Origin of the sequence: Bradyrhizobium semiaridum, from assembly GCF_020329505.1 — a bacterium.
Taxonomy (GTDB): domain Bacteria; phylum Pseudomonadota; class Alphaproteobacteria; order Rhizobiales; family Xanthobacteraceae; genus Bradyrhizobium; species Bradyrhizobium semiaridum.
The window spans coordinates 18,498-43,696 of sequence record NZ_JAGKJJ010000043.1 but is presented as its reverse complement, the minus strand read 5'-3'; the positions used below and the strand labels follow the sequence as shown (position 1 = coordinate 43,696).

Genomic DNA, 25,199 nt, shown 5'->3' with positions numbered 1-25,199 from the left:
AGTACAGTTCCGTTCTTATTGACGCTGCCGCGCGGCAGGACTATTTCCCGCAGCGGAACGAAACTGTTTCGTTCCTTTACGCAGGCCCGCACGGATCTCGCCCTGACCAAGCAGGAGCAGCCACCATGTTCGATGACAGTGTTCTTGAGCGTGACCACGCGAAACGCGACAGCATCGAGGGCTCGCTGTCGGTTCCGGTTTCACACAAGCCCGGCGTCAAGCCCGACCGGCCGGAGACCGCGCGGGCTCCCACGCAAGAGCGCCCCGTCGGCAGGGAGCCCGCCGGGCCCGATGTCGCCGTACCTGTGACGGCCGGCGCCGCGCCGCGGAGCAGCTTCCTGCGCCGCCGCCCCGTCATTTCCGCTGTCGGCGCCGTGCTGCTCGCCGCCACGCTCGTCAGCGGCTATCTCTACATGGACTACACCGACCATTTCGAATCGACCGACGACGCCTTCATCGCGGCGCGGCAGTCGACCCTCGCCCCGAAGGTCGCCGGCTATATCGTCGCCGTCCCGATCACCGACAACCAGCATGTCAACGCCGGAGATGTGATCGCCCGGCTCGACGACCGCGACTATCGCGTCGCGCTGACGCAGGCCGAGGCGCAGGTCGCGGCCGCGCAGGCCAGCATCCAGAACGCCGACGCGCAGCTCGACGTGCAGCGGGCGCAGATCGATGCCAACCAGGCCCAGGTCGACCAGGCGCAAGCGGCGCTGGTGTTCGCGCAGCAGCAGGCGGCGCGCTTCCAGCATCTGGAGCAGACCGGCTACGGCACGGTGCAGAACTCCGAGCAGTACACCTCGCAGCTGCATCAGCAGCAGGCCGCGCTGCTCAGCGCCAAGGCGACCCTCAACCTGGCGCAGCGGCAGATCGAAGCGCTGACCGCGCAGCGCAAGAGCGCGGTGGCCAACCTCGCGCAGATGCAAGCGCAGCGCGACCAGGCCGAGCTCAATCTGTCCTACACCACGGTGCGGGCCGCGCAGCCCGGCCGCGTCGTCAACCTCACCGCTGCGGTCGGCCAGTTCGCGCAGGCCGGCACCAATCTCTCGATGTTCGTGCCCGACCAGACCTGGGTGACCGCGAACTTCAAGGAGATCCAGCTCAACCGGATGCGGCCGGGCGAGAAGGTGACGCTGCGAATCGACGCCTATCCGAACCGTACGATCCAGGGCCATGTCGAAAGCGTGCAGCCCGGCTCCGGCACCGCGTTCTCGCTCCTGCCGGCGCAGAATGCCACCGGCAACTACGTCAAGATCGTGCAGCGCGTGCCGGTGAAGATCGTGATGGACAATCCGCCGACCGACGTCGCGCTCGGCCCAGGCATGTCGGTGATGCCGACGGTGCGGGTCGATGCCTCGCCGTCGCTGCTCGAGCGGCTCGGGAGCATGCTATGAGTGCCGCCGCGATCGACGCCAAGGCCTTTCCCCTTCCAAGCATCGCGCTCAATCCCTGGCTGATCGCGATCGTGGTCGCGCTGGCGAGCTTCATGGAGGTGCTCGACACCACCATCGCCAACGTCGCGCTGCCCTATATCGCCGGCGGCATGGGGGTGAGCCAGGACGAAGCGTCCTGGGTGGTCACCACCTATCTGGTCTCCAACGCCATCATCCTGACCATCTCCAGCTATCTTGCGAAAATGCTGGGGCGCAAGACGTTCTTCCTGACCTGCCTCGGCATCTTCACGGTGAGCTCGATCCTGTGCGGCTTCGCGCCGAACCTGAACGCGCTGCTGCTGTTCCGCATCCTGCAGGGGCTCGGCGGCGGCGGCATGGTGCCGGTGGCGCAGTCGATCCTCGCCGATGCATTTCCGCCGGCCAAGCGCGGACAAGCTTTTGCGGTATTCGGCGTCGCCGTGGTGGTGGCGCCGGTGGTCGGGCCGACGCTCGGCGGCTGGCTATCCGACAATCTGTCCTGGCACTGGTGCTTCCTGATCAACGGCCCGGTCGGCGCGTTCGCGATCGCGCTGATCGCGGCGGTGCTGCCGGCAAAGAAGGAGGCGCCGAACCGGCAGGACACCGGCTTCGACATCATCGGCTTCATGCTGGTTGCGACCTTCCTCGGCGCGGTCGAGGTGATGCTCGACCGCGGCCTCGAGGACGACTGGTTCGCCTCGCCCTTCATCGTCACTTTCGCGGTGATTTGCGGCTCGGCGTTCGTACTGATGATTCCCTGGGAGATGACCCGGCGCAATCCGATGATCGACCTGCGCATGGTCGCGACCCGGCAGTTCGGCGCCTGCTTCCTGGTGATGCTGGCGACCGGCGCCATTTTGCTGGCGACGACGCAGTTCCTGCCGCAGCTGGTGCAGCAGGATTTCGGCTACACCGCAACCTGGGCCGGCCTCGTGCTGTCGCCCGGCGGCCTCGTCACCATGACGATGATGTTCGTGGTCGGCCGGCTCGCCGCCAGGGTGCAGCCGAAATACCTGATCGTCGCCGGCGCGCTGGTCATCGCGGTCGCGATGTACGACATGACCAGCGTCTATGCCGATCTCGGCTTCTGGTTCATGGCGCGCTCGCGCATGCTGCTCGGCGTCGGCCTGCCGCTGATCTTCGTGCCGATCATGGCGGCGTCCTATGACGGCGTTCCGCCCGACAAGACCGACCAGACTTCCGCGCTGATCAATGCGGCGCGCAACACCGGCGGCTCGATCGGCGTCTCGCTGGTGTCCAACGTGCTGACGCATCGCGAGCAGTTCCACCAGAGCCGGCTGGTCGAGCAGGTGACGCCGTCGAGCCTCCAGTACCAGGACACGCTGCAGCAGGTGACGAACTTCTTCGCCGCGCAGGGCTCGTCGCTGGCGCGGGCGCACAGCCAGGCGATCCAGTGGATCGGCCAGCAGGTGCAGAACCAGGCCTCGTTCCTGTCCTACATGGATGCGTTCTGGGTGTTGATGCTGATCTCGCTCTCCGCCGTGCCGCTGGCGCTGACACTGCGCAAGGTCAAGCTCGGCCGCCCGGTGCGGGCGGGGCATTGAACAGCGGAAGCCCTGCGTGCGGCGCTATGCCTTCCGCCGCTGGCCGCGCCACCAGAGGCCGAATGCGACGGTGACGGCCGCGGCGAGCGTGAACCAGGTGATGGCGTATTGCATGTGGTCGTCCTTGAGGCGCACCTTCAGCGGACCCGGCTTCGGCGTACCAGAGTCCGGCACCGGCGTCTCCAGGTCGATGTAGAACGGCGCGACGTCACCCCAGCCGAGCGCCTGCGCCATCGCGCGCTGATCGCGCGAGAACCACAGCCGCTTTGTGGTGTCCGGCTTGGGCGTCAGCCGGCCAGGCGGCTCGGGGAAGCGGAGATAGCCTGACAACGCGACCGGCTCGCCGGTGACGAGCCGGCCGGCGACGCGATCTTCGAAGGCGCGATCCTGCATCGTGTTCTGCACGAAGCCGGCGTTGATCACGACAGTCTCGCCGCTCGCAAGCTTGGCCGGCAGGAACGCCCAGGTGCCGGGCCCGGCGACGTCGTCGCGCACCGCCGAGCCGGAGCTGTAGACCATCGCATCCGGCAGTTTGGCGTAAGTGGCGGTGAAGGTGACGCGGCGGAATTCGTCCTTGGCCGAGGTGATCGTCGGCCAGGCCGAGGGCGGCGGGAGCACCTCGGGTGCAGCGGTGAGCCTCGTGTCGAGCGTCGCGATCAGCGCGTGCTTCTGGGCGCGGCGCTGCAATTGCCAGACGCCGAGGCTGATGAAGACCGCGATCAGGATCAGGGTGAAGATGCCGAAGCCGGCGGCGCTCGGCCGGCGCGCTGTTGTGTCGTTCATTATTTCGGTTCGCGCTCGATCAACTGGCCTTCGGCCGCCTTGTGGTGGAATTGCAGCGCGATCAGCAGCGCCTTCATGGAGCGGAGCGGGAGGATCGTGGTCACCAGGATCAGCGGCAGCCACAGCGCCGCATGGACCCAGAACGGCGGCTGGTACTTCACCTCGACGATCAGCGCCGCGGCGACCACGATGGCGCCGGCCAGCATGATGATGAAGACCGCCGGCCCGTCGCCCGCATCGATGAAGGCGTAGTCGAGGCCACAGCTCTCGCAGCGCGGCGCCAGGGTCAGGAAGCCGGAATACAGCTTTCCCTTGCCGCAGCGCGGACACCGGCAGGCGATGCCGCGCAGCGCGCTCTGGGTCACGGTGGGCAAGGTCTCGGTCAAGTTAGGTCCTTCCCCTCTCCCCTTAGGAGAGGGTGGTGAAATCGAGCGGAGCGAGATGGAGCCGGGTGAGGGGTCTGTCTCCGCGATGGAGACCCCTCATCCGGCGCGGATTACATCCGCGCCACCTTCTCCCATGAGAGAAGGAAAGAAAAAGGGCGGCCATTCGGCCGCCCCTCTTAGCACGTCGAAGGTGCGGTTAGTGCGCGCCGTGCGCCATGGTCTCGGCGCCGCGGCCCCATACATAGATGCAGACGAACAGGAACAGCCAGACCACGTCGACGAAGTGCCAGTACCAGGCGGCGAACTCGAAGCCGAGGTGCTGCTTCGGCGTGAAATGGCCGGCATAGGCACGGAACAGGCAGACCAGCAGGAAGATGGTACCGACCAGCACGTGGAAGCCGTGGAACCCGGTCGCCATGAAGAAGGTCGAGCCGTAGACGTTGCCGCCGAATGAGAACGTGGCGTGGGCATACTCGTAGGCCTGCACGCAGGTGAAGCAGGCACCGAGGATGACGGTCAGGATCAGGCCCTGCTTGAGGCCCTGGCGGTCGCCCTCGAGCAGCGCGTGGTGCGCCCAAGTCACAGTCGTGCCGGAGGTCAGCAGCAGCAGCGTGTTGAGCAGCGGCAGATGCCAGGGGTCGAAGGTCTCGATGCCCTTCGGCGGCCAGGTGCCGGGCACGTTGCAGGCGCCCATCGCCGTGCCGGGGCCGCAACCGAACACCGCATCGCGGGTGGCGTGAACTGCGTCGGCCGGGAACAGCGCCGAATTGAAGAACGCCCAGAACCAGGCGACGAAGAACATCACCTCGGAGGCGATGAACAGGATCATGCCGTAGCGGTGGCTGATCTGCACCACGCGGGTGTGGTCGCCCTTGTATTGGGCTTCCTTGATCACGTCGGCCCACCAGCTCGCCATGGTGTAAAGCACGCCGATGGTGCCGATGCCGAACACGATCGGAGCGCCGGAGAACATGTGATGCATCCAGCCGATTGCGCCGACCGCCATGATGAAGGCCGACACCGAACCGACCACCGGCCACGGGCTCGGATCGACCAGATGATAGTCGTGATGCTTGACGTGCGCCTCAGCCATTGCCGCCTCTCCATTCGCGTGCCGCAAGGCACGTCTTAAGTCTCATCGTTATCTCGCGACCATGACCCCGCGCAACCGCCCCGCGTTTGCGCAGATCATGCCCGTATCACAAATTGCCCTTGCGCTGATCCGCCTCGCCCGCCGCCACCGGCTTCGGCACGGCGTCGCGCACCGGGAAGAAGGTGTAGGACAGAGTGATCGTCTTCAGCGTGTCGTTCTCGCTGTCTTTCGCCAGCGCCGGATCGACGTAGAACACGACGGCCATCTCGCGCTTCTCGCCCGGCGCCATGGTCTGCTCGGTGAAGCAGAAGCAGTTGATCTTCTGGAAGTAGGCGCCGACCGTCAGCGGCGCGACGTTGTAGGAGGCCTGGCCTGTGGTGGTGCGTGCCGACTGGTTGGTGACGGTGTAGTAGACCGTGACCACCTGGCCGATCCTGACGTCGACGGAGTTCTGCTCCGGTTCGAACTTCCAGGGCAGTCCCGGCGCGACGTTGGAATCGAAGCTGACCGCTATGGTGCGCGCGAGCGGCGCGTCGGAAGGCGCCGAGGTCGCGACCTGGGTGGTGCCGTTGAAACCGGTGGTGCGGCAGAACCAGTTGTAGAACGGCACGGCCGCGTAGGACGCGCCGACCATCAGCACCACGACGAAACCGCAGATCGAGGCGACTACGGCGTCGCGCGTCAGGGTGCGGCGCGTCACCTTGGCACCTTCGGATCGCGGATTCTGCGTGGGGGGCTGGTTCGCCATCTCGCTCACAGCGGCCGCACCAGCACGGCCGGCCCCTTGACGATGGTGACGGCGAAGAACAGCACGACGAGGACACCGAGCGCGAGCGCGATGGCGATCGAGCGCTGGCGGCGGCTCTTGAGCTGCGCCTCGGTGAGGACGATGCCCTCTGGTTCGCGTTTCTCGTCCATGGCTATCCCTTGCGCCCCCATCGCATCCCCTACCCGATGATGACAGGCGCGATCGCGCGGATCACGACCTCGGCGAGGAGGACGGCGAACAGCGCGAACAGATAAAGAATCGAGAAGGCGAACAACCGGCGGGTGGCGCGGCCAGCGGCCGTGCCCTCGCGGCGGCGATAGACCTCGACCGCAAGCCACAGCATTCCGGCGCCAAGCACCAGCGAGGTGACGCCGTAGATCGCATCGAAATAGCCGAGCGGCCACGGCGCCAGCGCGACTGCGACCAGCACGATGGTGTAGAGCAGGATCTGCAGCCGCGTCGCATCGGGACCGGCGACCACGGGCAACATCGGGATGCCGGCTCGCGCATAGTCGTTGCTGCGGAACAGCGCCAGCGCCCAGAAATGCGGCGGGGTCCAGAAGAAAATGATCAGGAACAGCAAGATGGGCTCTGTTGACAGCGAGCCGGTGGCCGCGGCCCACGCCACCACCGGTGGCAGCGCGCCGGCGGCGCCGCCGATCACGATGTTCTGCGCGGTCCAGCGCTTCAGCCACATCGTGTAGATCACGGCATAGAAGAAGATGGTGAAGGCGAGCAGCGCGCCCGCCACCCAGTTGACGAGGATGCCGAGCGTCATCACCGAGAAGAAGGCGAGCGTGATGCCGAAAGCGGCAGCTTCGGCCTGGGTGATGCGGCCGCGCGGGATCGGCCGGTTGGCGGTACGCGTCATCAGCGCGTCGACATCGCCCTCATAGGCCATGTTGAGCGCGCCGGAGGCGCCGGCGCCGACCGCGATGCAGAGGATCGAGGTGAACGCCAGCACCGGATGCACGTGCACCGGCGCGATCATCAGCCCGACCAGCGCTGTGAAGATCACCAGCGACATCACGCGCGGCTTGAGCAGCGCGATGTAGTCGCCCACTTCGGCCTCGGAGATCCGGGGCAACTCGATGGCGTTGTGATCGACAACCGACAAGATCAGGTCTCACTTCTCTCAAAAGGCGCGGCGCACTTCGGGTGCGCCGCGCGTTCGCTCGCTTACTGCACGCGCGGCAGCACTTCGAACTGGTGGAAGGGCGGCGGCGAGGTCAGCGTCCACTCCAGCGTGGTCGCACCCGCACCCCACGGATTATTCGCGGCCTGCTCCTTGCGGACGAAGGCATCGATCACGCCGTAGATGAAGATCAGAACGCCGACGCCCGAGATGTAGGAGCCCCAGGACGAGATCAGGTTCCAGCCGGCGAACGCATCCGGATAGTCGACATAGCGGCGCGGCATGCCCGACAGGCCGAGGAAGTGCTGCGGGAAGAACACCAGATTGACGCCGACGAAGGTGAACCAGAAGTGCGCCTTGGCGATGGTCTCCGAATACATGTAGCCGAACATCTTCGGGAACCAGTAGTACCAGCCGGCGAAGATGCCGAACACGGCGCCGAGCGACAGCACGTAGTGGAAGTGCGCGACGACGTAATAGGTATCCTGCAGCACGCGGTCGACGCCGGCATTGGCCAGCACGACGCCGGTGACGCCGCCGACGGTGAACAGGAAGATGAAGCCGATCGCCCAGACCATCGGCGCCTTGAACTCGATCGAACCGCCCCACATCGTGGCGATCCAGGAGAAGATCTTCACGCCGGTCGGGACGGCGATCACCATCGTGGCGGCGACGAAATAGGCCTGCGTCGCCGAGGACATGCCGACGGTGTACATGTGGTGCGCCCACACCACGAAGCCGATGCCGCCGATCGCGACCATGGCGTAGGCCATGCCGAGATAGCCGAACACCGGCTTGCGCGCGAAGGTCGAGACGATCTGGCTGATCATGCCGAACGCGGGCAGGATCAGGATGTACACTTCAGGGTGGCCGAAGAACCAGAACAGATGCTGGAACAGCACCGGATCGCCGCCGCCGTCGGCCGCGAAGAAGGTGGTGCCGAAGTTGCGGTCGGTCAGCAGCATGGTGATCGCACCGGCGAGGACCGGCAGCGACAACAGCAGCAGGAACACCGTCACCAGGATCGACCAGACGAACAGCGGCATCTTGTGCAGGGTCATGCCCGGCGCGCGCATGTTGAAGATCGTGGTGATGAAGTTGATGGCGCCGAGGATCGACGAAGCACCCGCCAAATGCAGCGACAGGATCGCGAAATCGACGGCCGGGCCCGGGTGGCCCGAGGTCGAAAGCGGCGCATAGATGGTCCAGCCCGCACCGACGCCGTTGGCGCCCGGCTCGCCTTCCACGAAGGTCGACATCAGCAGCAGCGCGAAGGACGCCGGCAGCAGCCAGAACGAGATGTTGTTCATGCGCGGGAACGCCATGTCAGGCGCGCCGATCATCAACGGCACCATCCAGTTGCCGAACCCGCCGATCATTGCCGGCATGACCATGAAGAAGATCATGATCAGACCGTGCGAGGTCACGAACACGTTGTAGGTATGGGTCTCGTGGAAGATCTGGACGCCGGGATACATCAGTTCGGCGCGGATCGCGATCGACATCGCGGCGCCGATGATGCCCGCGATCACCGCGAACACCAGGTACATCGTGCCGATGTCCTTGTGGTTCGTGGAGTAGAGATAACGCCGCCATCCGGTCGGATGATGGGCGTGATCGTCATGGGCGTGATCGTCGTGTGTCGCAGCGCCAGTAGCCATGTTCCAAATCCTGCCTTGCAGTCCCTCTTGGACCTTGCGGTCCCGTCGCCCTTATTCTTCCAATCGCGCAGATAGGCCCCGGCCTATTGCGCGGCCTCACCAGCCGAGGCGTAGGTATTCGCCGGGTTGGTCGCAAACTTCTTCTTCGCGCCTTCCACCCAGGTCGCGAATTCCTGGTCGCTGACGACCCGGACCGCGATCGGCATGAAGGCGTGGTCCTTGCCGCACAGCTCCGAGCACTGGCCGTAGAACACGCCGGTCTTGGTGGCCTTGAACCAGGTCTCGTTGAGGCGGCCCGGAATCGAGTCGATCTTGATGCCGAAGGCCGGCACCGCGAAGGAGTGGATCACGTCGGCACCGGTGGTCTGCACCCGCACCACCTTGTTGACCGGCACGACCATCTCGTTGTCGACGCCGAGCAGGCGGGGCTGCTTGTCCTTGTCGAGCAGCGAGTCGAACTCGAACTTGCCATTGTCCGGATAGGCGTAGGACCAGTACCACTGCTTGCCGGTGACCTTCACCGTGAGATCCGGCTTCGGCACGTCGAGCTCGAGGAACAGCAGGCGGAACGACGGCACCGCGATGCCGACCAGGATCAGCACCGGGATCAGCGTCCAGGCCACCTCGATCAGCGTGTTATGGGTGGTCTTGGAGGGGACCGGGTTGGCCTTGGCATTGAACTTCATCACCACGATGACGAGCAGCGCCAGCACGAACAGCGTGATCAGGGTGATCAGCACCAGGAGGAAATTGTGAAACCAGATGATGTTTTCCATCACCGGCGTCGCGGCTTCCTGAAGCGTGTGCTCCCACGGCGCCGGCTGCCCCATCTCGGCGGATGCCGACCCTGCGGCGTCAACCGCCATGCCCGCCACCGCAAATCCCAGCAATTGTCGGCCCATCCGGCCAATCGACATCTTCATGCCGCTCGCGCTCCCTAGATATTTCCCCAACGCATTCCCGGCGCCCTGGCCGGAAATACGGCACGATCCGCCCTGCCAAACGGCCTACCGGACGTACCCGTCGTCGAGTCAAGGTGGGTACGGGAGCCAGATCGCTAGAACGCGTCGAAATCCAGCCTCTCAAACCATAATTCGCAGGCGCTCGCAATGCAGTAGTGGGGCCGCTAGCCATGCGCACATGGCTAATCTGCCGACCGCAATTTTTCCCGCAAAATCAAGCGAAAGTATCCGAAACAATGCCGCATGCAGTTGACAGGCGGATTACCGGATGTACCCACAGGTAGGGTGACCCGCAGGAACTTGATTCGCGGTGGGCCGCCCCAATCCGGCGCGGGAATGGCTGCAAGATCGCCTTCAAGGCGCCGTCATTGCGGTATCAGTCGACTTTCGAGCGTGATCCGGAAAGTGGAGACCAGCTTTCCGAAAGATCATGCTCAAACAAGTAGATGAGATCATGATGCGATTCTTGAAGCGCATGATGATTGAGCGTGCTACCGGCGGCCGGAACGGCCGGACCCAACACATGAGGATCGACCCGGATGGGCGCTTCGAACATTCAGGCAAGAGGTAGCGTGCTGCCGGGCTGGCTCGGCGGCCTGTTGGCAGCTGTGGTCCTGTTCGGCCTGAGCCAAGCGGCAAACGCGCAGGGCGCGGTGCGCTCGGTCCATGGCGACTGGCAAATCCGCTGCGATACCCCGCCGGGCGCGCAAAACGAGCAATGCGCGCTGATCCAGAGCGTGGTGGCGGAAGACCGCTCCAATGCCGGCCTGACCGTGATCGTGCTCAAGACCGCCGACCAGAAGAGCCGGCTGATGCGCGTGGTCGCGCCGCTCGGCGTGCTGCTGCCCTCCGGCCTGGGCTTGAAGCTCGATAATCAGGATGTCGGCCGCGCCGGCTTCGTGCGCTGCCTGCCGAACGGCTGCGTGGCGGAGGTCGTGATGGACGACAAGCTGCTCGGCCAGCTCAAAAACGCCAAGACCGCGACGTTCATTATCTTCGAGACACCGGAAGAAGGCATCGGTTTCCCGCTCAGCCTGAACGGGCTGTCCGACGGCTATGACAAATTGCCCTAGGCAGGACTTTAGTCATAAGATCGACGATCCGTAGCCCGCATGAGCGCAGCGACATGCGGGACAAGGCACCGGTGCGGTCGGCAGGCCACCGACATCGCGACGCTCATCTGGCTACGGCAGTTCGGCGGGCGGCAGCGCCGGCGCAATAACCGAACGGTTGGTTCGCCCGAGTGGACAGCCAGTTCGCCGCCCCCGTCATGTATCGCCCGACCTGTCCGGCGACGCTTGGGCGATGACGACAAGGTGAGAACCGCGACGGGCTGCCATGATCATCGGCAGGGCCGCCGCCTCTCCCGGTTTACTGGTGCCACCACTATGTCTCACAATCGCCGCCTAGCCCCCGGAGCCGGACCGGCAGCCACAGGTTTCCAGGTTGTAAGGTGAGTTTGACGCTCATCTCTGCTTCAATCAGGCCGTAATCCTGGCTGCAAGTTCCCTCCACTGGCGTTCAGTTGCGCTTCGGGCAAGGATGGCAAGACGACCTCGCACTGCTTCGGAGTGACCATGACCAATCCCGCCACGACTTCCCTGCTCGACCGCGCCAATCTCGACCGCGATGCCGTCCGCCGCGAGCTGACGCGCGGACTTGCCGGCGCCGATGACGGCGAGCTATTCTTGGAGTTCGGGCAGACCGAGGCACTGGTGTTCGACAACGGCCGCCTGAAGCAGGCGACCTACGACACCTCGCAGGGTTTTGGCCTGCGCGCGGTAAAGGACGATGCGGTCGGCTACGCGCATTCCTCCGACGTCTCGATCCCGGCGCTGATCCGCGCGGCGGACGCGGTCGCGGCGGTGCGCGGCGGCTATTCCGGCAGCTTCGCCGCAGCACCGGCGCACACCAACGTCAAGCTCTACGGCGATGAGAACCCGCTGGATGCGCCCGGCTTCGAGACGAAAGTAAAACTGCTCGGCGAGATCGACGCCTATATCCGCGACAAGGATCCGCGGGTGCGGCAGGTCTCCGCCAGCCTCACCGCGACCTGGCAGGTGGTCGAGATCCTCAGGCCCGACGGCGAGAGCTACCGCGACATCCGTCCGCTGGTGCGCGTCAACATCTCCGTGGTCGCCGGCCAGGGCGACCGGCAGGAGAGCGGCAGCAAGGGTTATGGCGGCCGCGAGGGCTATGCCCGCTTCATCGAGACCAAGGCCTGGCGCGATGCCGCCGACGGCGCGCTGCGCGAGGCGCTGGTCAATCTGGAGTCGGTGCCGGCGCCGGCCGGCGAGATGGACGTGGTGCTCGGGGCCGGCTGGCCCGGGGTGATGCTGCATGAAGCCGTCGGCCACGGGCTCGAGGGCGACTTCAACCGCAAGCAGACCTCAGCCTTCGCGGGCCTGATGGGCAAGCAGGTCGCGGCCAAGGGCGTCACCGTGGTCGACGACGGCACCATGGCCTCGCGCCGCGGCTCGCTGTCGATCGACGACGAGGGCACGCCGACCAACCGCACCGTGCTGATCGAGGACGGCATCCTGGTCGGCTACATGCAGGACCGCCAGAACGCGCGCCTGATGGGCATGAAGCCGACCGGCAACGGCCGCCGGCAGAGCTACGCCCATGTGCCGATGCCGCGCATGACCAACACCTACATGCTGTCAGGCGACCGCGATCCGGCCGAGATCATCGCCTCGGTGAAGAAGGGGATGTATGCCGCCAATTTCGGCGGCGGCCAGGTCGACATCACCTCGGGCAAATACGTGTTCCAGTGCACCGAGGCCTACAAGATCGAGGACGGCAAGCTCGGCGCGCCGCTGAAGGGGGCCATGCTGATCGGCAACGGGCCGACCGATCTCCACAGGATCACCATGATCGGCAACGATCTTGCGCTCGATACGGGAATCGGCACCTGCGGCAAGAACGGCCAGGGCGTGCCTGTCGGCGTCGGCCAGCCGACGCTGCGAATGGAACGGATTACGGTCGGAGGAACAGGGTCGTGAGCAGCGGAAACGAGGTGGCGACGGCGAAGCCGAAGCAGTCGACCTGGCGCGGCCAGGCCGCACAACTGGCCGCGATCGTGGCCGTCGTATTCCTCGCCAAGGGCGCGATCGCCGAGCCGTTCTACGTGCCGTCGGGCTCGATGGAGCCGACGCTGTTGATCGGCGATGCGCTGGTCGCCTCGAAATTCCCCTATGGCTACGGCGCGGCGTCGCTGCCGATCCAGATCACGCTGCCGGAGACCGGCCGCGTGTTCGGCGAGACGCCGAAGCGCGGCGACGTCGTCGTGTTCCGCTGGCCGGGCGACCGCTCGCAGGCCTGGGTCAAGCGCGTGGTCGGATTGCCCGGCGACCGCATCCAGATGCGGCAGGGCCAGCTCTTCATCAACGACCGCCCGGCGGCGCTGAACCCTGACGGCACCGGCTTTGCCGAGGACGATCGCGGCGGCGGCGAGGAAGCCTACCGCTATATCGAGACGCTGCCGAACGGCGTCAGCCATGCGATCTTCAAGATTCGCGACAATGGCCGGCTCGACAACACGGCGGAGGTGACAGTGCCGCCGGGGATGCTGTTCGTGCTCGGCGACAACCGCGACAACTCCGCCGACAGCCGCGTACCGGTGCGCGACGGCGGCGTCGGCCTGCTGCCGATCGACAATCTGATCGGCCGTGCCGACGCGGTGGTCGGCTCGTGGGACATGGGCATCCGCAGCCAGCCGGTCTACACATGGTTCTCCGGCTTCCGCCTCGCCCGGTTCTTCACCTCGGTGAGGTGATCAAGTAGCCCGGAAGAAGCCCCGTAGCCCGGACTGCGCTTCGCTCCGTCCGGGCTACAGAACGCTTCCCTCAGTACTTCGCGACCACGGGTCCGCCCCAATTGAAGTGATAGTTGATGCCGGCCTTCACGGTGTGGAACGAAGCGCCGACATCGGCGCCCGGCGGCACGACACTGGCGAAGTAGGTCTCCTTCGCATAGTCCGCATACATGTACTCGACCTTGCCCGACCATGACGGCGCGAACATGTATTCGAAGCCGCCGCCGACGGTCCAGCCGGAGTGCAGATTGCTCTCGGAAACGCCGAGCACCGTAGCCTTGTTGTTGGCCCAGGCGTAGCCGCCCTTCACGTAGAACAGCGCGGCGTTGTAGGCGAGGCCGAGCCGGCCGGTGACGCTGCCGAACGCATTGAGCTCGTCCTTGCCGATGCCGGCGAGCGTGTACTGGATGCCCGAGCCAGCCGCATCGACCTCGATGCCGCCGACGAACGTACTGCCGGGCGCCTGCCAGTTGTAGCCAAGCGTGCCGCCGCCGAAGCCACCCTTCACCTCGTCGGTAGAGAAGTCGATGCCGCCGACGCCGGTGGCGCTGGCATGGACCTCGTTCGACCAACCATAGCCGCCGAAGCCGCCGATGTAGAAGCCGCTCCAGTTGACGGCCGGACTGACCACCGGCGCCGGGGGCGGCGGCGCCTTGGTGTACACCGGCAGGTCGGCTGCCGAAGCCGCCGTCGCCGATAGTGCCACCAGCAATGCGGCGGCTGCGATTGTCTTGTCGTTGTGGCCGGTCTTCATGACGTCCTCTTCCCATTGCAAATGAATCAGTGACAGAGCGTTGCAGCCCTTGCGCGCATGGTGGGCTCGAGGAGGATCAACACGCGTCATCCGTTGAGGTGAGACGGCAGAGAAAACCGGCGTTGCGACAAATTGGCCACAGGCTCGGTATAGGGAGAAGCCATGATGACGTTCGACGAGGTCAGACACATCGTGCTGGCGTGGCCGGAGGTGGAGGACGGCACCTCCTACGGCACGCCGGCGCTGAAGGTGCGCAAGAAGCTGCTGGCGCGGCTGAAGGAGGACGGTGACAGCCTGGTGATGCCGGGCGTGCCGCAGGACGAGCGCGACCTGCTGGTCGAGCGCCGGTCCAGGGTGTTCTACTTCACCGATCACTACCGCGATTATCCGATCGTGCTGATCCGCCTGTCGCGGGCGACGCGCGCGAGCGTCGAGCCGCTGCTGCGCCGGCACTGGCGCACGCTGGTGTCGAAGAAGACGCTGCGGGAGTACGATGCGCGCGTCGCGGCCGGTGTAGCCGGGTCGGGCGTAGGTCCACGCGCGGCATTTGTTGTCGGCGGTGCAGGCGGCCTGGCAGGCCTCGTCGCCGTCGCTAGCCTTCAGTTCGAAATTCTTGTAGTCGCCGCCGAACCGGTCGATCGAGGTTTCGATCGGACCGAAGCGCGGCTCGACCACGCCGGCGCCGCGCACGCCGGAGACGCAGCACGAGCTGGGCACGCGCACCGGCACCGTGTTCTTGAGCCAGCAGACCGCGCCTGCCGCCACGTCGGTCGGATAGTTGAAGCTCCAGGCGCGGCAGCGGCGGTCGCGCTCGCAGGCCAGCGCACAATCGGCCGGATCGCCCGACGTCACCGGCGAACTCGAATAGTCGCCGCCGGGACGGTCGAAACTGGACTGCGCCAACGCCGGGCACGCGACGAGGCCAGCCGCGATCATTGCGACCGTCGTCACAAACGCCCTGAAGACGCGGCCTATCCTCATGAGATTGCTTTCAAATTCGTGCAGCCCCGCGCCAGTTCGCAGGCCGTCATTTGAACGCCATGAACCTGTACGGCGGATGAACGGCAGGTTGCGACATCGCGCAACTTGCCGCCCCAGCAGCGCCAGTTCAGGCCAGCCTCATTCGCGACCAATGGCTAGAAGGCGTATTCCGAGTACGCCGGTTCCACCGAGCCCTTCCAGGCCCCGTTGAACTTCTCCAACATCTCCTCGGCCGGCGAACGGCCGGTTTCGATGATGCGCTCGAGCGGTTCGAGGAAGCGGCTCTCGTCGCGCCCGACATGATCGATCCGGCCGCGCCGCCGCAGGCCGGCATGGGATAGCACCAGGCATTCCTTGGCGATCTCGAACAGATAGCGGTCCTTGATGCGCGCCTTGAAGCCGAAGCGCGGCACGTCATCGCGGAGCGCCTGCCGCTCCGGCGCGGTCCAGTGCCGCACGATGTCCCAGGCGGCATCGAGACTGTCGTTGTCGTAAAGCAGCCCGACCCAGAACGCCGGCAATGCCGGCAGCCGGCCCCACGGCACGCCGTCGGCGCCGCGCATCTCGAGGTATCGCTTCAGCCGCACCTCGGGGAAGATCGTCGACAGATGGTTGGCCCAGTCCGACAGCGTCGGGCGCTCACCGGGGAAGGCCGCATTCTTGCCGGCGAAGAAATCGCGGAACGAGGAGCCGGAGACGTCGATATACTCATCGCCGCGCTTGACGAAATACATGGGAACGTCGAGCGCATAATCGACATAGCGCTCGAAGCCCATGCCGTCCTCGAACGCGAACGGCAGCATGCCCGAGCGCGCATTGTCGGTGTCGCGCCAGATCTCGGAGCGGAACGACAGGAAGCCGTTCGGCTTGCCCTCGGTGAATGGCGAGTTGGCGAACAGCGCGGTTGCGACCGGCTGCAGCGCCAGCGACACCCGGAGCTTCTTGACCATGTCGGCTTCGGAGGAGAAGTCGAGATTGGTCTGCACCGTGCAGGTCCGGAACATCATGTCGAGGCCGTATTTGCCGACCTTCGGCATGTAGTTGCGCATGATCTTGTAGCGGCCCTTCGGCATCACCGGGATCTGCTCCCGCGACCAGGACGGCGTCATGCCGAGGCCGAGGAAGCCGATGCCCAAGGGCGTTGCGATCTCGCGCACCTGCGCCAGATGCGCCATCAGCTCGCTTTGCGTCTGGTGCACGGTCTCGACCGGCGCGCCCGACAATTCGAACTGCCCGCCCGGCTCCAGCGAGATCGCGCCGCCGCCGGTGACGTCATAGAGGCCGATGATGTTGCCGCGCTCCATGATCGGCTCCCAGCCGAGCAGGAGCTTCATGCCCTCGAGCAGTGCGCCGATGCCCTTGGCGCCGGCGTATGGCACTGGCTCGTGGCCGTCGAGCGTGAACGGCGTCTTCTCGTGCTCGGTGCCGATCCGGAATTCCGACTCCGGCTTCACGCCCGCTGCAATCCACGCCACAAGTTCGTCGCGCGACTCAAGGGGCGTCATGTCGATCTGGTCACGCGCCATACGAAATCCAACTCAAGGGCGCTTCGATCGAAGGCGCATAGTGACAGGGACATCCGCGCGCCGGAGCGGCCGCGGATGATGGGGTCAAGGATATCATCGAGCAGGCACGCCGTCTCGCGCCGGGGCCGGCTTGGTCTCGCTCTTCGTCTCGGCCTTTGCCTCGCCTTTCGCATCGGCGCAAGAGCAGCCGAGACGGTCGAGCAGGCCGCAAAGCTTCGCAGCCTCGGCATCGGACAGTTTGGAGCCGACATGCTTGTCGATCGCGGCGGAATAGGCGCTCCACATCCGCTTTTGCAGCTCGCGTCCCGCTTCGGTGATCTCGACGAACTGGCCGCGCTTGTCGATCTTGCATTCGCGGCGGGCCGCGAGCCCTTCGTCGACCAGTTTGTCGATCAGCCGCGATGTCGAATATTGCGGGATCAGCATCTGCCGCTCGAGCTCGACCGGACGCAACTCGCCGGACGGCGCGCGCGACAGTTCGAGCAGGGCATCGTACCAGGCGAGCGGCGGGTAGCCGGCCTTCTTCAGATCCTGCTCGACGCAGTCAAGCACGCGGCTCGGCACCCGCATCAGGCGGATCCAGGCGGCGGTCGCCTCGGTCGATAGCTTGCGTTTCATGGTCTAGCTCATAAGGTCCCGGCGCCAAGTGTACCGCGCTGAATGCATCTGCATCAATCTTGACTATTCCATGCAGGTGCATGTAGGCAATCCCCCTCCGGCCGCCAAGAACAAGGGAAGGAATACCCCCATGAAGCTCTATTACTCCCCCGGTGCCTGCTCCCTCTCCCCCCACATCGCCCTGCTCGAAGCCGGGCTGCCCTACGATCTCGTGAAGGTCGATCTGCGCGCCAAGAAGCTCGAAAACGGCGACGATTTCTGGCAAGTGAACCCCAAGGGCCAGGTGCCCGCGCTGGCGCTGGAATCCGGCGAGATGGTTACCGAAGGACCGATCATCATCCAGATGATCGCCGACAAAGTGGCCGACAAGAAGCTGGCGCCGGCCCGCGACTCCAACGAGCGTTACAAGCTGCTCGAATGGCTGAACTACATCACGACCGAGCTGCACAAGAACCTCGGCCCGATGTTTTCGCCCGTGCTCGCCGACGACGCCAAGGCGTTCTTCAAGGACCGCGCGATGGGCAAGTTCAAATATGTCGACAGCCAGCTCGCCGGTCGCGATTATGTGATGGGCAGCCAGTTCACCGTCGCCGACGGCTATCTCTTCACCATGATCATGTGGGCGTCCGACCGGCTCGGCTTCGACCTGTCCGGCTTGCCCAATGTGACGGCCTACAAGGCGCGCGTCGCCGCGCGCCCGATGGTGCAGGAAGCGCTGAAGAAAGAAGGCCTGCTGAAGGCGGCGTGAGGTTTTCGCACGCACTATAGTAAAAGGGCCGGATCGACGATCCGGCCCTTTTGTTTGTGCGGGGCACGTAGCCCGAATGGAGCGCAGCGCAATCCGGAGCCGAGCGTCCGCGGAAAGGGCCAGGCCCGAATTTCGCTACGCTTCATCCGGCTACGAACTTTCGTTAAAGCATGATCCGGAAAAGTGCGAAGCGGTTTTCCGAAAGACCATGCTCAAACAAAGAGCTAAAGCGCACCAAATCTCATCGCGCGTTAGTGGCGGGATATTGCGATCCTCCTACTCCGCGGCCTGCGTCGCCTGCTTCTTCGGCGGGAAACGGCCGTAGAAGGTTTCGCCCTTAGCGGCCATCTCCTCCAGGAGCTTCGGCGGAGTGAAGCGCGAGCCGTATTTCTTCTCGAAGGTGTGGCAGAGCGCGACGAAGTTCTTGGTGCCCATGAAGTCGATATAGGACAGCGCGCCGCCGGTGAACGGCGCGAAGCCGAAGCCGAGGATCGAGCCGACATCGGCCTCGCGCACGTCGATGATGACATGGTCCTCGACGGTGCGGGCGGCTTCCACCGCCTGCGCCACCAGGAAGCGCTGCTTCAACTCCTCGACGCTGAGCGTATCGGGGTCGAGCTGTTTCGGCTGCAGGCTGGCGAGCCCCGGCCACAGGCTCTTCTGCCCCTTGCCCTTCTCGGGATAATCGTAAAAGCCCTTGCCGTTCTTGCGGCCGAGGCGGCCTTGCTTCTCGACCATCTCGACCATCAGCTTCTTCTGCGCCTGGTCGACGGCGTTGGGGCCGAGATCGGCTTCCGTCGCCTTGGTGATCTTCAGACCAAGATCGAGCGCGACCTCGTCCTGCAGCGACAGCGGTCCGACCGGCATGCCGGCCATCTTGGCGGTGTTCTCGATCATCGCCGGCGGCACGCCTTCGAGCAGCATCTCGTTGCCTTCGCCGATGTAGCGCATCACCAAGCGGTTGGCGAAGAAGCCGCGGGAATCGTTCACCACGATCGGCGTCTTGCCGATCGCGCGGACATAGTCGAGCGCGGTCGCCAGCGCGACGTCGCCGGTGTTCTTGCCGAGGATGATCTCGACCAGCATCATCTTCTCGACCGGCGAGAAGAAGTGGATGCCGATGAACTTGCCCTGGTCCTTGAACTCTTCCGCCAGCGAGTTGATCGGCAGTGTCGAGGTATTGGAGGCGAACACCGCGTCCGACTTCAAGAGCGGCTGCGCCTTGGCATAGGTATCGGCCTTGACCTTGCGGTCCTCGAATACCGCCTCGATGACGAGGTCGCAATCCGAGATCGCGTTGTAGTCGGCAGTTGGCGTGATCCGCGCCAGGATGGCCTCGCCCGCCTCGGCCTTCATCCGGCCCTTGGCGACCTGCCCGTCGATCACGCTCTTGGCGTGCCCTTTGCCCTTGTCGGCACTCTCCTGGTCGCGATCAACAAGCACAACGTCGATGCCGGCCAGCGCCGAGACATAGCCGACGCTGGCGCCCATGAAGCCGGCGCCGATCACGGCGAGCTTCTTGACCTTGGTCGGCGGCACGCCGGCCGGCCGGCGCGCGCCCTTGTTCAATTCCTGCATCGACAGGAACAGCGAGCGGATCATCGCCGCCGCTTCCTTCGAGCGCAGCACCTTGGTGAAGTAGCGCGACTCGACGCGCAGCGCGGCGTCGATCGGCAGCTGCAGGCCCTCATAGACGCAGCTCATGATGGCGCGCGCAGCGGGATAATTGTCAAAAGTCTCGCGGCGGTAGATCGCGTTGCCGGCCGGGAACATCTGCATGCCCATCTTGGAGAAGACGGGACCGCCGGGCAGCTTGAAGCCCTTCTCGTCCCACGGCGCGACCGCCTTGCCGCCGCCCTTGATCCAGTCCTTCGCGGCCTTGATCAGGTCGGCGGCGGGCACGATGGCGTGGATCAGGTTCAGCGCCTTGGCGCGGTCGAGCTTGACCGCCTCGCCCTTGAGCAGCAGCGTCATCGCATCCTGCGGCGGCACAAGACGCGGCACGCGCTGGGTGCCGCCGGCGCCGGGAAACAGGCCGACCTTGATCTCGGGGAGGCCGAGCCGAGTCTTCGGATTGTCGGCGGCGACGCGATAGTGGCAAGCCAGCGTGACCTCGAAGCCGCCGCCGAGGGCGAGGCCGTTGATGGCGGCGACCCACGGCTTGCCCGAGGTCTCGATGGCGCGGAACGCCAGCGACATCTGGCGGCTCTGGTCGAACAGCATCTGGTTCGCGGCTTCCTCGCCCTTCTCCTTCAGGAGCCTGGCGTAGGCGTGGTTCATGCCCTCGAGCATCGAGAGGTCGGCGCCGGCGCAGAACGCCTCCTTGGCCGAGGTGATGACGACGCCCTTGATCGCGGCATCGCCCGTGGTCTGCCTGATGATCTCGCCGAGTTCCTGGTTGGAGAGCTCGTCGAACACGTTCATCGAACGGCCGGGAATGTCCCAGGTGACCAGCGCGATGCCGTCGGCGTCGGTTTCGAACTTGAAATTCTTATAAGCCATGTTGTTCGCTCCCCTCGCCTTACACGCGCTCGATGATGGTGGCGGTGCCCATGCCGCCGCCGATGCACAGCGTTACCAGCGCGGTCTGCTTGTCGGTGCGCTCGAGCTCGTCGAGCACGGTGCCGAGAATCATCGCGCCGGTCGCGCCGAGCGGATGGCCGAGCGCGATCGCGCCGCCATTGACGTTGATCTTGGCATTGTCGATGTCGAACGCCTGGATGTAGCGCAGCACCACCGAGGCGAAGGCCTCGTTGAGCTCGAACAGGTCGATGTCCGACTTCTTCATGCCGGAACGCTCGAACAGCTTCTCGGTGACGTCGACCGGACCGGTCAGCATCATCGCCGGCTCCGAGCCGATATTGGCGAAGGCACGAATTTTTGCCCGCGGCTTCAGGCCGTGCTTGGCACCCGCCTCCTTGCTGCCGAGCAGCACCGCGCCGGCGCCGTCGACGATACCGGAGGAGTTGCCGGCGTGATGCACATAGTTGACCTTCTCGACTTCCGGATGCGACTGCGTCGCCACCGCGTCGAAGCCGGCCATCGCGGCCATCGCCGCGAATGACGGCTGCAGCTGCGCCAGCGACTGCATCGTCGTTGAGGGGCGCATATGCTCGTCCTTGGCGAGGATGGTCAGGCCGTTGATGTCCTTGACCGGCACCACCGACTTGCTGAAGCGGCCTTCTTCCCAGGCCTTGCTGGCGCGCTGCTGACTCTGCACGGCATACGCGTCGACGTCTTCGCGCGAGAAGCCGTATTTGGTCGCGATCAGGTCGGCCGAGATGCCCTGCGGCATGAAATAGGCCGGCACCGCCATCGACGGATCCATCGGCCAGGCGCCGCCGGAGGCGCCGATGCCGACGCGGCTCATCGATTCGGCGCCGCCGCCGATCACGAGCTCATGCTGGCCGGCCATGATCTGCGCGGCGGCAAAGTTCACGGCGTCGAGGCCGGAAGCGCAGAAGCGGCTGATCTGCACGCCCGGCACTTTTTCACCGAGACCCGCCTTCAGCGCGGCGAAGCGCGCGATGTCGCTGCCGGCCTCGCCGACCGGATCGACCACGCCGAGCACGACGTCGTCGACGGAATCTTCCGGCAGGTTGTTGCGGTCCTTCAGCGCCTTCAGCGGCACCGTGGCGAGCGCCAGCGCCGTGACCTCATGGAGCGCGCCGTCGGCCTTGCCGCGGCCGCGCGGGGTACGAACGTGATCGTAGATATATGCCTCAGGCATGACGCCCTCCTTGATATGAGGATCATAATATATAGCCGAAAGAAGCGCCGCCGCAGAGGGTGCGTCGGCAACTTTTTCAGAACGCTTCCGCGGCCAGTTCCATCGTGGTGGCGCTGCCGCTCTGGATCCGGGCCAGGTGCACGGCGGTCTCCGGCAGCAGCTTCTCCATGAAGAAACGGCCGGTGACGAGCTTGGTGGTGAGATATTGCGAGGCGTCGCCGGCGGCGATCTTGTCCTGCGCCACCTTGGCCATCTTCGCCCACATGTAGGCGAGCGCGACGAGGCCGAACAGCTTCATGTAGTCGGTCGCGGCAGCACCGGCATTGTCGGGCTTGCTCAGCGCGTTCTGCATCAGCCAGCCGGTGGCCTGCTGCAGATGGCCGAGCGCGGTCGACAGCGGCGTGATGAACGGCTTCATCGCCTCGTCGCCGCCATGCTCCTTGGCGAAGGCACCGACCTCGCCGAAGAACGCCATCGCGGCGCGGCCGCCGTCGCGCGGCAGCTTGCGGCCGACCAGGTCGAGCGCCTGGATGCCGTTGGCGCCCTCATAGATCATCGCGATGCGGGCGTCGCGCACGAACTGCTCCATGCCCTGCTCGGCGATGTAGCCGTGACCGCCATACATCTGCTGCGCCGAAACGGTGTTGGCAAAGCCGGTGTCGGTCAGCACGCCCTTCAGCACCGGCGTCATCAGGCCCATATGGTCGTCGGCCGCCTGGCGATCCTTGGGATCATCCGAACGGTGCGCGACATCGCTCTTCAGCGCGGTCCAGATCACCATGGCGCGCGCCGCCTCGTTGAAGGCGCGGATCGTGAGCAGCGTGCGGCGGACGTCGGGATGCACGATGATCGGATCGGCCGGCTTGTCCGGCGCCTTGGCCCCGGTCAGCGAACGGCCCTGGATGCGCTCGCGCGCATAGGCCACCGCGTTCTGATAGGCGACCTCGGACTGCGCGAGGCCCTGCACGGCGACGCCGAGACGGGCCTCGTTCATCATCACGAACATGCCCTGCATGCCCTTGTTCTCTTCGCCGATCAGCCAGCCGGTGGCGTTGTCGTAGTTCATCACGCAGGTGGAATTGCCGTGGATGCCCATCTTGTGCTCGATCGAGCCGCAGGACACGCCGTTGCGCGCGCCCAGCGAGCCGTCGGCATTGACCAGCACCTTCGGCACGACGAACAGCGAGACGCCCTTGATGCCGGCCGGCGCGCCTTCGATGCGCGCCAGCACCAGATGGATGATGTTTTCGGTGAGGTCGTGCTCGCCGGCGGAGATGAAGATCTTGGTGCCCGTGATCTTGAAGCTGCCGTCGGCCTGGCGCACCGCCTTGGTGCGGAGCAGGCCGAGATCGGTGCCGCAATGCGGCTCGGTCAGGTTCATGGTACCGGTCCATTCGCCGGCGACCATCTTCGGCACATAGGTCTTCTTCTGCTCGGGCGTGCCGTGCACCAGAAGCGCGGCGGTCGCGCCCATGGTGAGGCCGCCATACATCGAGAACGCCATGTTGGCGGAGATCTGGAATTCGTTGACCGCTTGCGAGAGCGTCACCGGCAGGCCTTGCCCACCATACTCGGCCGGCGCCGACAGGCCGAGCCAGCCGCCCTCGGCAACCTGCTTGAAGGCGTCCCTGAAGCCCTTCGGCGTGGTGACGCTGCCATCGTCGTTGCGCTTGCAGCCCTCGAGGTCGCCGACGCGGTTGAGCGGCTGCAGCACTTGCTCGCTGAGCTTGGCGGCTTCGCCGAGAATCGCCTCGCGCACGTCCGCCGAGGCGTCGGTGAAGCCGGGAAGGTTGTCGTAGCGATCGATCTGGAAGACGTCGTTGAGCAGGAAGCTGACGTCCTCGACGGGGGCTTTGTAGATCGGCATGCTGGTCTCCCGGCTGGCCCGTGATCGCATTCGCGACGGACGCGGCGCAGCTTTGTGCTTGGTTTGTTGGAACGGACCTTATCCGCTTCCGGAGGTCCGCGGCAGGTACTATCGGGACTGTGATTGCGACGTAGCGCCGCCCTGCTTCATCAGCTCGGCTCCCATCATCTGATGCAGCAGGTTGATCGCCTTGAGCGGGCGCACCATCACCTTGAAATGCGTGATGCGGCCGTCGCCATCGAATGTGATGATATCGACGCCGTTGAGCTTGATGCCGTCGATCTGGTTCTCGAATTCGAGCACCGCGCCTGCGTCGCTGGTCCACTCGCCCAGATATTTGAATGTGGGACCGCCGAGCACCTTGGCGGCGCTGGTCAGGTATTTGAAGGTGATGTCGCGGCCGCGCTGCGGCGTGTGCACGACCGGGCTTTCGAACACCGCGTCGGGATGCAGCAGATCCCACAACGCTGCGGTGTCGTGGGACTTCATGTAGGCGTACCACTTGTCGAGGCCCGGCTTGCTCATTCGGACGTCTCCTGCGGCGGGGTTGGGAAGCCTGAACGGGCGCGCACCAAAAAGGCAGCGCCCATCACCGTATGCATATTGACGCATATGCACAGTGATGCATAAAGTCAAGCGAACTGCAGAATGGGAACCCAGATGGAGGTGGGCGTTGGCACTCGGTGACGCAATCCTCGCATGCCTCACGGAACGTCCGATGACGGGCTATGAGCTCGCCAAGACGTTCGATGCCTCGATCGGCTTCTTTTGGAAGGCCGACCACCAGCAGATCTATCGAGAGCTGTCGCGGCTGCGCGACAAGGGCCACGTCCAGGGCCGGGAGGTGGTGCAGTCGGGCAAGCCCAACAAGCTGGTCTACACGCTGACGGCCGAGGGCCGGGCGGCGCTGAAGCATTGGGCGGCGCGGCCGAGCGTGCCGCCTTCGATCAAGGACGACCTTTTGGTCCGGCTCTATGCGCTCGACGGCGTCGACATCGAGGCGCTGCGCACCGACCTGATGGCGCGGCTGGAGCACCACCGCGACCGCTGCGAGCGCTACGAGCGGATGCTGGGCAAACGCTTTCCCGACGGTACCGCGCCGCCGGCTGACCTCGGCAAGATGCTCAACCTCCGCCTCGGCATGCGCCATGAGCGCGTCGTGGTGGAATGGTGCGAGGAGGCGCTCGACGCGCTCTTGGCGATCGCCCATCGGGGCAATGTGCGGCCGCTCGACGACGCCAAGCGCGAGAGCAACGGCTAGAAACAAATCACTGTCCTGTTCCGGCGCAACAGGTTCCCGGATTCCTAACTTTAAGCCGCTCCGGCCGCATTCCTTAACCCGTTATTTACCGTGACGGGAAAAAGTCGGCAACTGAGGCAGACGCCCTGCGC

21 protein-coding genes and 3 pseudogenes are annotated in these 25,199 nt (G+C 65.2%); 8 read left to right on the top strand and 16 right to left on the bottom strand.

The genetic code is table 11. From position 1 onward, the window contains the following. The first annotated feature begins 125 nt into the window (after positions 1 to 125). A complete protein-coding gene (locus J6500_RS29690; RefSeq protein ID WP_225716256.1) occupies positions 126 to 1,394 on the top strand; it encodes an HlyD family secretion protein in 1,269 nt (422 codons plus the stop codon). After that, the gene (locus J6500_RS29685; protein ID WP_225716255.1) at positions 1,391 to 2,977 is read left to right on the top strand and encodes a DHA2 family efflux MFS transporter permease subunit; all 1,587 of its coding nucleotides are present in this window, start codon (positions 1,391 to 1,393) and stop codon (positions 2,975 to 2,977) included. Before J6500_RS29690 ends, J6500_RS29685 begins: the two co-directional genes overlap by 4 nt. Positions 2,978 to 3,001: 24 nt before the next feature. On the opposite strand, the gene J6500_RS29680 is transcribed toward J6500_RS29685, so the two are convergent. The 8 genes from J6500_RS29680 to coxB all read right to left on the bottom strand — a co-directional run bounded on the left by J6500_RS29680 (position 3,002) and on the right by coxB (position 9,727). Continuing rightward, positions 3,002 to 3,760 carry an SURF1 family protein gene (locus tag J6500_RS29680; RefSeq protein ID WP_225716254.1) on the bottom strand — a complete coding sequence of 253 codons (759 nt, stop codon included), beginning with the start codon at positions 3,758 to 3,760 and terminating at the stop codon, positions 3,002 to 3,004. Continuing rightward, a complete protein-coding gene (locus J6500_RS29675) occupies positions 3,760 to 4,146 on the bottom strand; it encodes a DUF983 domain-containing protein (protein ID WP_225716253.1) in 387 nt (128 codons plus the stop codon). The genes J6500_RS29680 and J6500_RS29675 overlap by 1 nt, the downstream gene beginning before the upstream one ends. A 196-nt stretch (positions 4,147 to 4,342) precedes the next feature. Next, the gene (locus J6500_RS29670; protein ID WP_225716252.1) at positions 4,343 to 5,239 is read right to left on the bottom strand and encodes a cytochrome c oxidase subunit 3; all 897 of its coding nucleotides are present in this window, start codon (positions 5,237 to 5,239) and stop codon (positions 4,343 to 4,345) included. Positions 5,240 to 5,345: 106 nt separating this feature from the next. Next, a complete protein-coding gene (locus tag J6500_RS29665; protein ID WP_225716251.1) occupies positions 5,346 to 5,987 on the bottom strand; it encodes a cytochrome c oxidase assembly protein in 642 nt (213 codons plus the stop codon). Positions 5,988 to 5,992: 5 nt separating this feature from the next. Next, positions 5,993 to 6,157: a cytochrome c oxidase system small membrane protein gene (locus tag J6500_RS29660; protein ID WP_225716250.1), complete on the bottom strand. Its 165-nt coding sequence runs from the start codon at positions 6,155 to 6,157 to the stop codon at positions 5,993 to 5,995. Positions 6,158 to 6,186: 29 nt separating this feature from the next. Continuing rightward, positions 6,187 to 7,125, bottom strand: a complete 939-nt coding sequence (locus tag J6500_RS29655) for a heme o synthase (RefSeq protein WP_225716249.1) — start codon at positions 7,123 to 7,125, stop codon at positions 6,187 to 6,189. A gap of 62 nt (positions 7,126 to 7,187) precedes the next feature. Next, the gene (gene ctaD, locus J6500_RS29650) at positions 7,188 to 8,804 is read right to left on the bottom strand and encodes a cytochrome c oxidase subunit I (RefSeq protein ID WP_225716248.1); all 1,617 of its coding nucleotides are present in this window, start codon (positions 8,802 to 8,804) and stop codon (positions 7,188 to 7,190) included. Positions 8,805 to 8,887: 83 nt separating this feature from the next. Beyond that, positions 8,888 to 9,727 (bottom strand): cytochrome c oxidase subunit II, encoded by an 840-nt coding sequence (gene coxB / locus J6500_RS29645; protein ID WP_225716247.1) that lies wholly within the window; start codon positions 9,725 to 9,727, stop codon positions 8,888 to 8,890. 578 nt (positions 9,728 to 10,305) lie between these two features. On the opposite strand from coxB, the gene J6500_RS29640 reads away from it, so the two are divergent. The 3 genes from J6500_RS29640 (at position 10,306) to lepB (ending at position 13,544) form a co-directional block, all read left to right on the top strand. Continuing rightward, complete coding sequence (locus J6500_RS29640) at positions 10,306 to 10,839, top strand: invasion associated locus B family protein (protein WP_225716246.1); 534 nt, start codon at positions 10,306 to 10,308, stop codon at positions 10,837 to 10,839. Positions 10,840 to 11,343: 504 nt separating this feature from the next. After that, positions 11,344 to 12,771: a metalloprotease TldD gene (tldD, locus tag J6500_RS29635; RefSeq protein WP_225716245.1), complete on the top strand. Its 1,428-nt coding sequence runs from the start codon at positions 11,344 to 11,346 to the stop codon at positions 12,769 to 12,771. Next, positions 12,768 to 13,544, top strand: a complete 777-nt coding sequence (gene lepB / locus J6500_RS29630; protein WP_225716244.1) for a signal peptidase I — start codon at positions 12,768 to 12,770, stop codon at positions 13,542 to 13,544. The genes tldD and lepB overlap by 4 nt, the downstream gene beginning before the upstream one ends. A 70-nt stretch (positions 13,545 to 13,614) precedes the next feature. On the opposite strand, the pseudogene J6500_RS29625 reads toward lepB, so the two are convergent. Further along, positions 13,615 to 14,283 (bottom strand): annotated as a pseudogene (locus tag J6500_RS29625) (outer membrane protein); the annotation flags it as partial. Positions 14,284 to 14,502: 219 nt separating this feature from the next. On the opposite strand from J6500_RS29625, the pseudogene J6500_RS29620 reads away from it, so the two are divergent. Continuing rightward, a pseudogene (locus tag J6500_RS29620) lies at positions 14,503 to 14,832 on the top strand (MmcQ/YjbR family DNA-binding protein); the annotation flags it as partial. Here J6500_RS29620 and J6500_RS29615 read toward each other — a convergent pair. From J6500_RS29615 to J6500_RS29605, 3 genes and pseudogenes are all read right to left on the bottom strand, one after another. After that, positions 14,812 to 15,273 (bottom strand): annotated as a pseudogene (locus tag J6500_RS29615) (PAN domain-containing protein); the annotation flags it as partial. The pseudogenes J6500_RS29620 and J6500_RS29615 overlap by 21 nt on opposite strands. A 200-nt stretch (positions 15,274 to 15,473) precedes the next feature. Beyond that, on the bottom strand, positions 15,474 to 16,844 hold the full coding sequence (locus tag J6500_RS29610; RefSeq protein WP_225716243.1) for a glutamate--cysteine ligase: 1,371 nt from the start codon (positions 16,842 to 16,844) through the stop codon (positions 15,474 to 15,476). A 93-nt stretch (positions 16,845 to 16,937) separates the two neighbouring features. Then, positions 16,938 to 17,462 (bottom strand): MarR family winged helix-turn-helix transcriptional regulator, encoded by a 525-nt coding sequence (locus J6500_RS29605; RefSeq protein WP_225716242.1) that lies wholly within the window; start codon positions 17,460 to 17,462, stop codon positions 16,938 to 16,940. 130 nt (positions 17,463 to 17,592) lie between these two features. On the opposite strand from J6500_RS29605, the gene gstA reads away from it, so the two are divergent. Next, entirely contained in the window at positions 17,593 to 18,210 is a 618-nt protein-coding gene (gene gstA / locus J6500_RS29600) for a glutathione transferase GstA (RefSeq protein WP_225716241.1), read from the top strand. 276 nt (positions 18,211 to 18,486) lie between these two features. Here gstA and J6500_RS29595 read toward each other — a convergent pair whose 3' ends face one another. The 4 genes from J6500_RS29595 to J6500_RS29580 form a co-directional block, all read right to left on the bottom strand. Next, a complete protein-coding gene (locus J6500_RS29595; RefSeq protein WP_225716240.1) occupies positions 18,487 to 20,712 on the bottom strand; it encodes a 3-hydroxyacyl-CoA dehydrogenase NAD-binding domain-containing protein in 2,226 nt (741 codons plus the stop codon). Positions 20,713 to 20,731: 19 nt separating this feature from the next. Further along, positions 20,732 to 21,940, bottom strand: coding sequence for an acetyl-CoA C-acetyltransferase (locus tag J6500_RS29590; RefSeq protein ID WP_225716239.1), 1,209 nt, complete (start codon positions 21,938 to 21,940; stop codon positions 20,732 to 20,734). A 76-nt stretch (positions 21,941 to 22,016) separates the two neighbouring features. After that, on the bottom strand, positions 22,017 to 23,807 hold the full coding sequence (locus J6500_RS29585; RefSeq protein ID WP_225716238.1) for an acyl-CoA dehydrogenase C-terminal domain-containing protein: 1,791 nt from the start codon (positions 23,805 to 23,807) through the stop codon (positions 22,017 to 22,019). A 108-nt stretch (positions 23,808 to 23,915) separates the two neighbouring features. Beyond that, positions 23,916 to 24,332, bottom strand: coding sequence for a nuclear transport factor 2 family protein (locus J6500_RS29580; RefSeq protein WP_225716237.1), 417 nt, complete (start codon positions 24,330 to 24,332; stop codon positions 23,916 to 23,918). Positions 24,333 to 24,480: 148 nt separating this feature from the next. On the opposite strand from J6500_RS29580, the gene J6500_RS29575 reads away from it, so the two are divergent. Then, positions 24,481 to 25,068, top strand: coding sequence for a PadR family transcriptional regulator (locus tag J6500_RS29575; protein WP_225716236.1), 588 nt, complete (start codon positions 24,481 to 24,483; stop codon positions 25,066 to 25,068). The last annotated feature ends 131 nt before the right edge of the window (positions 25,069 to 25,199 follow it).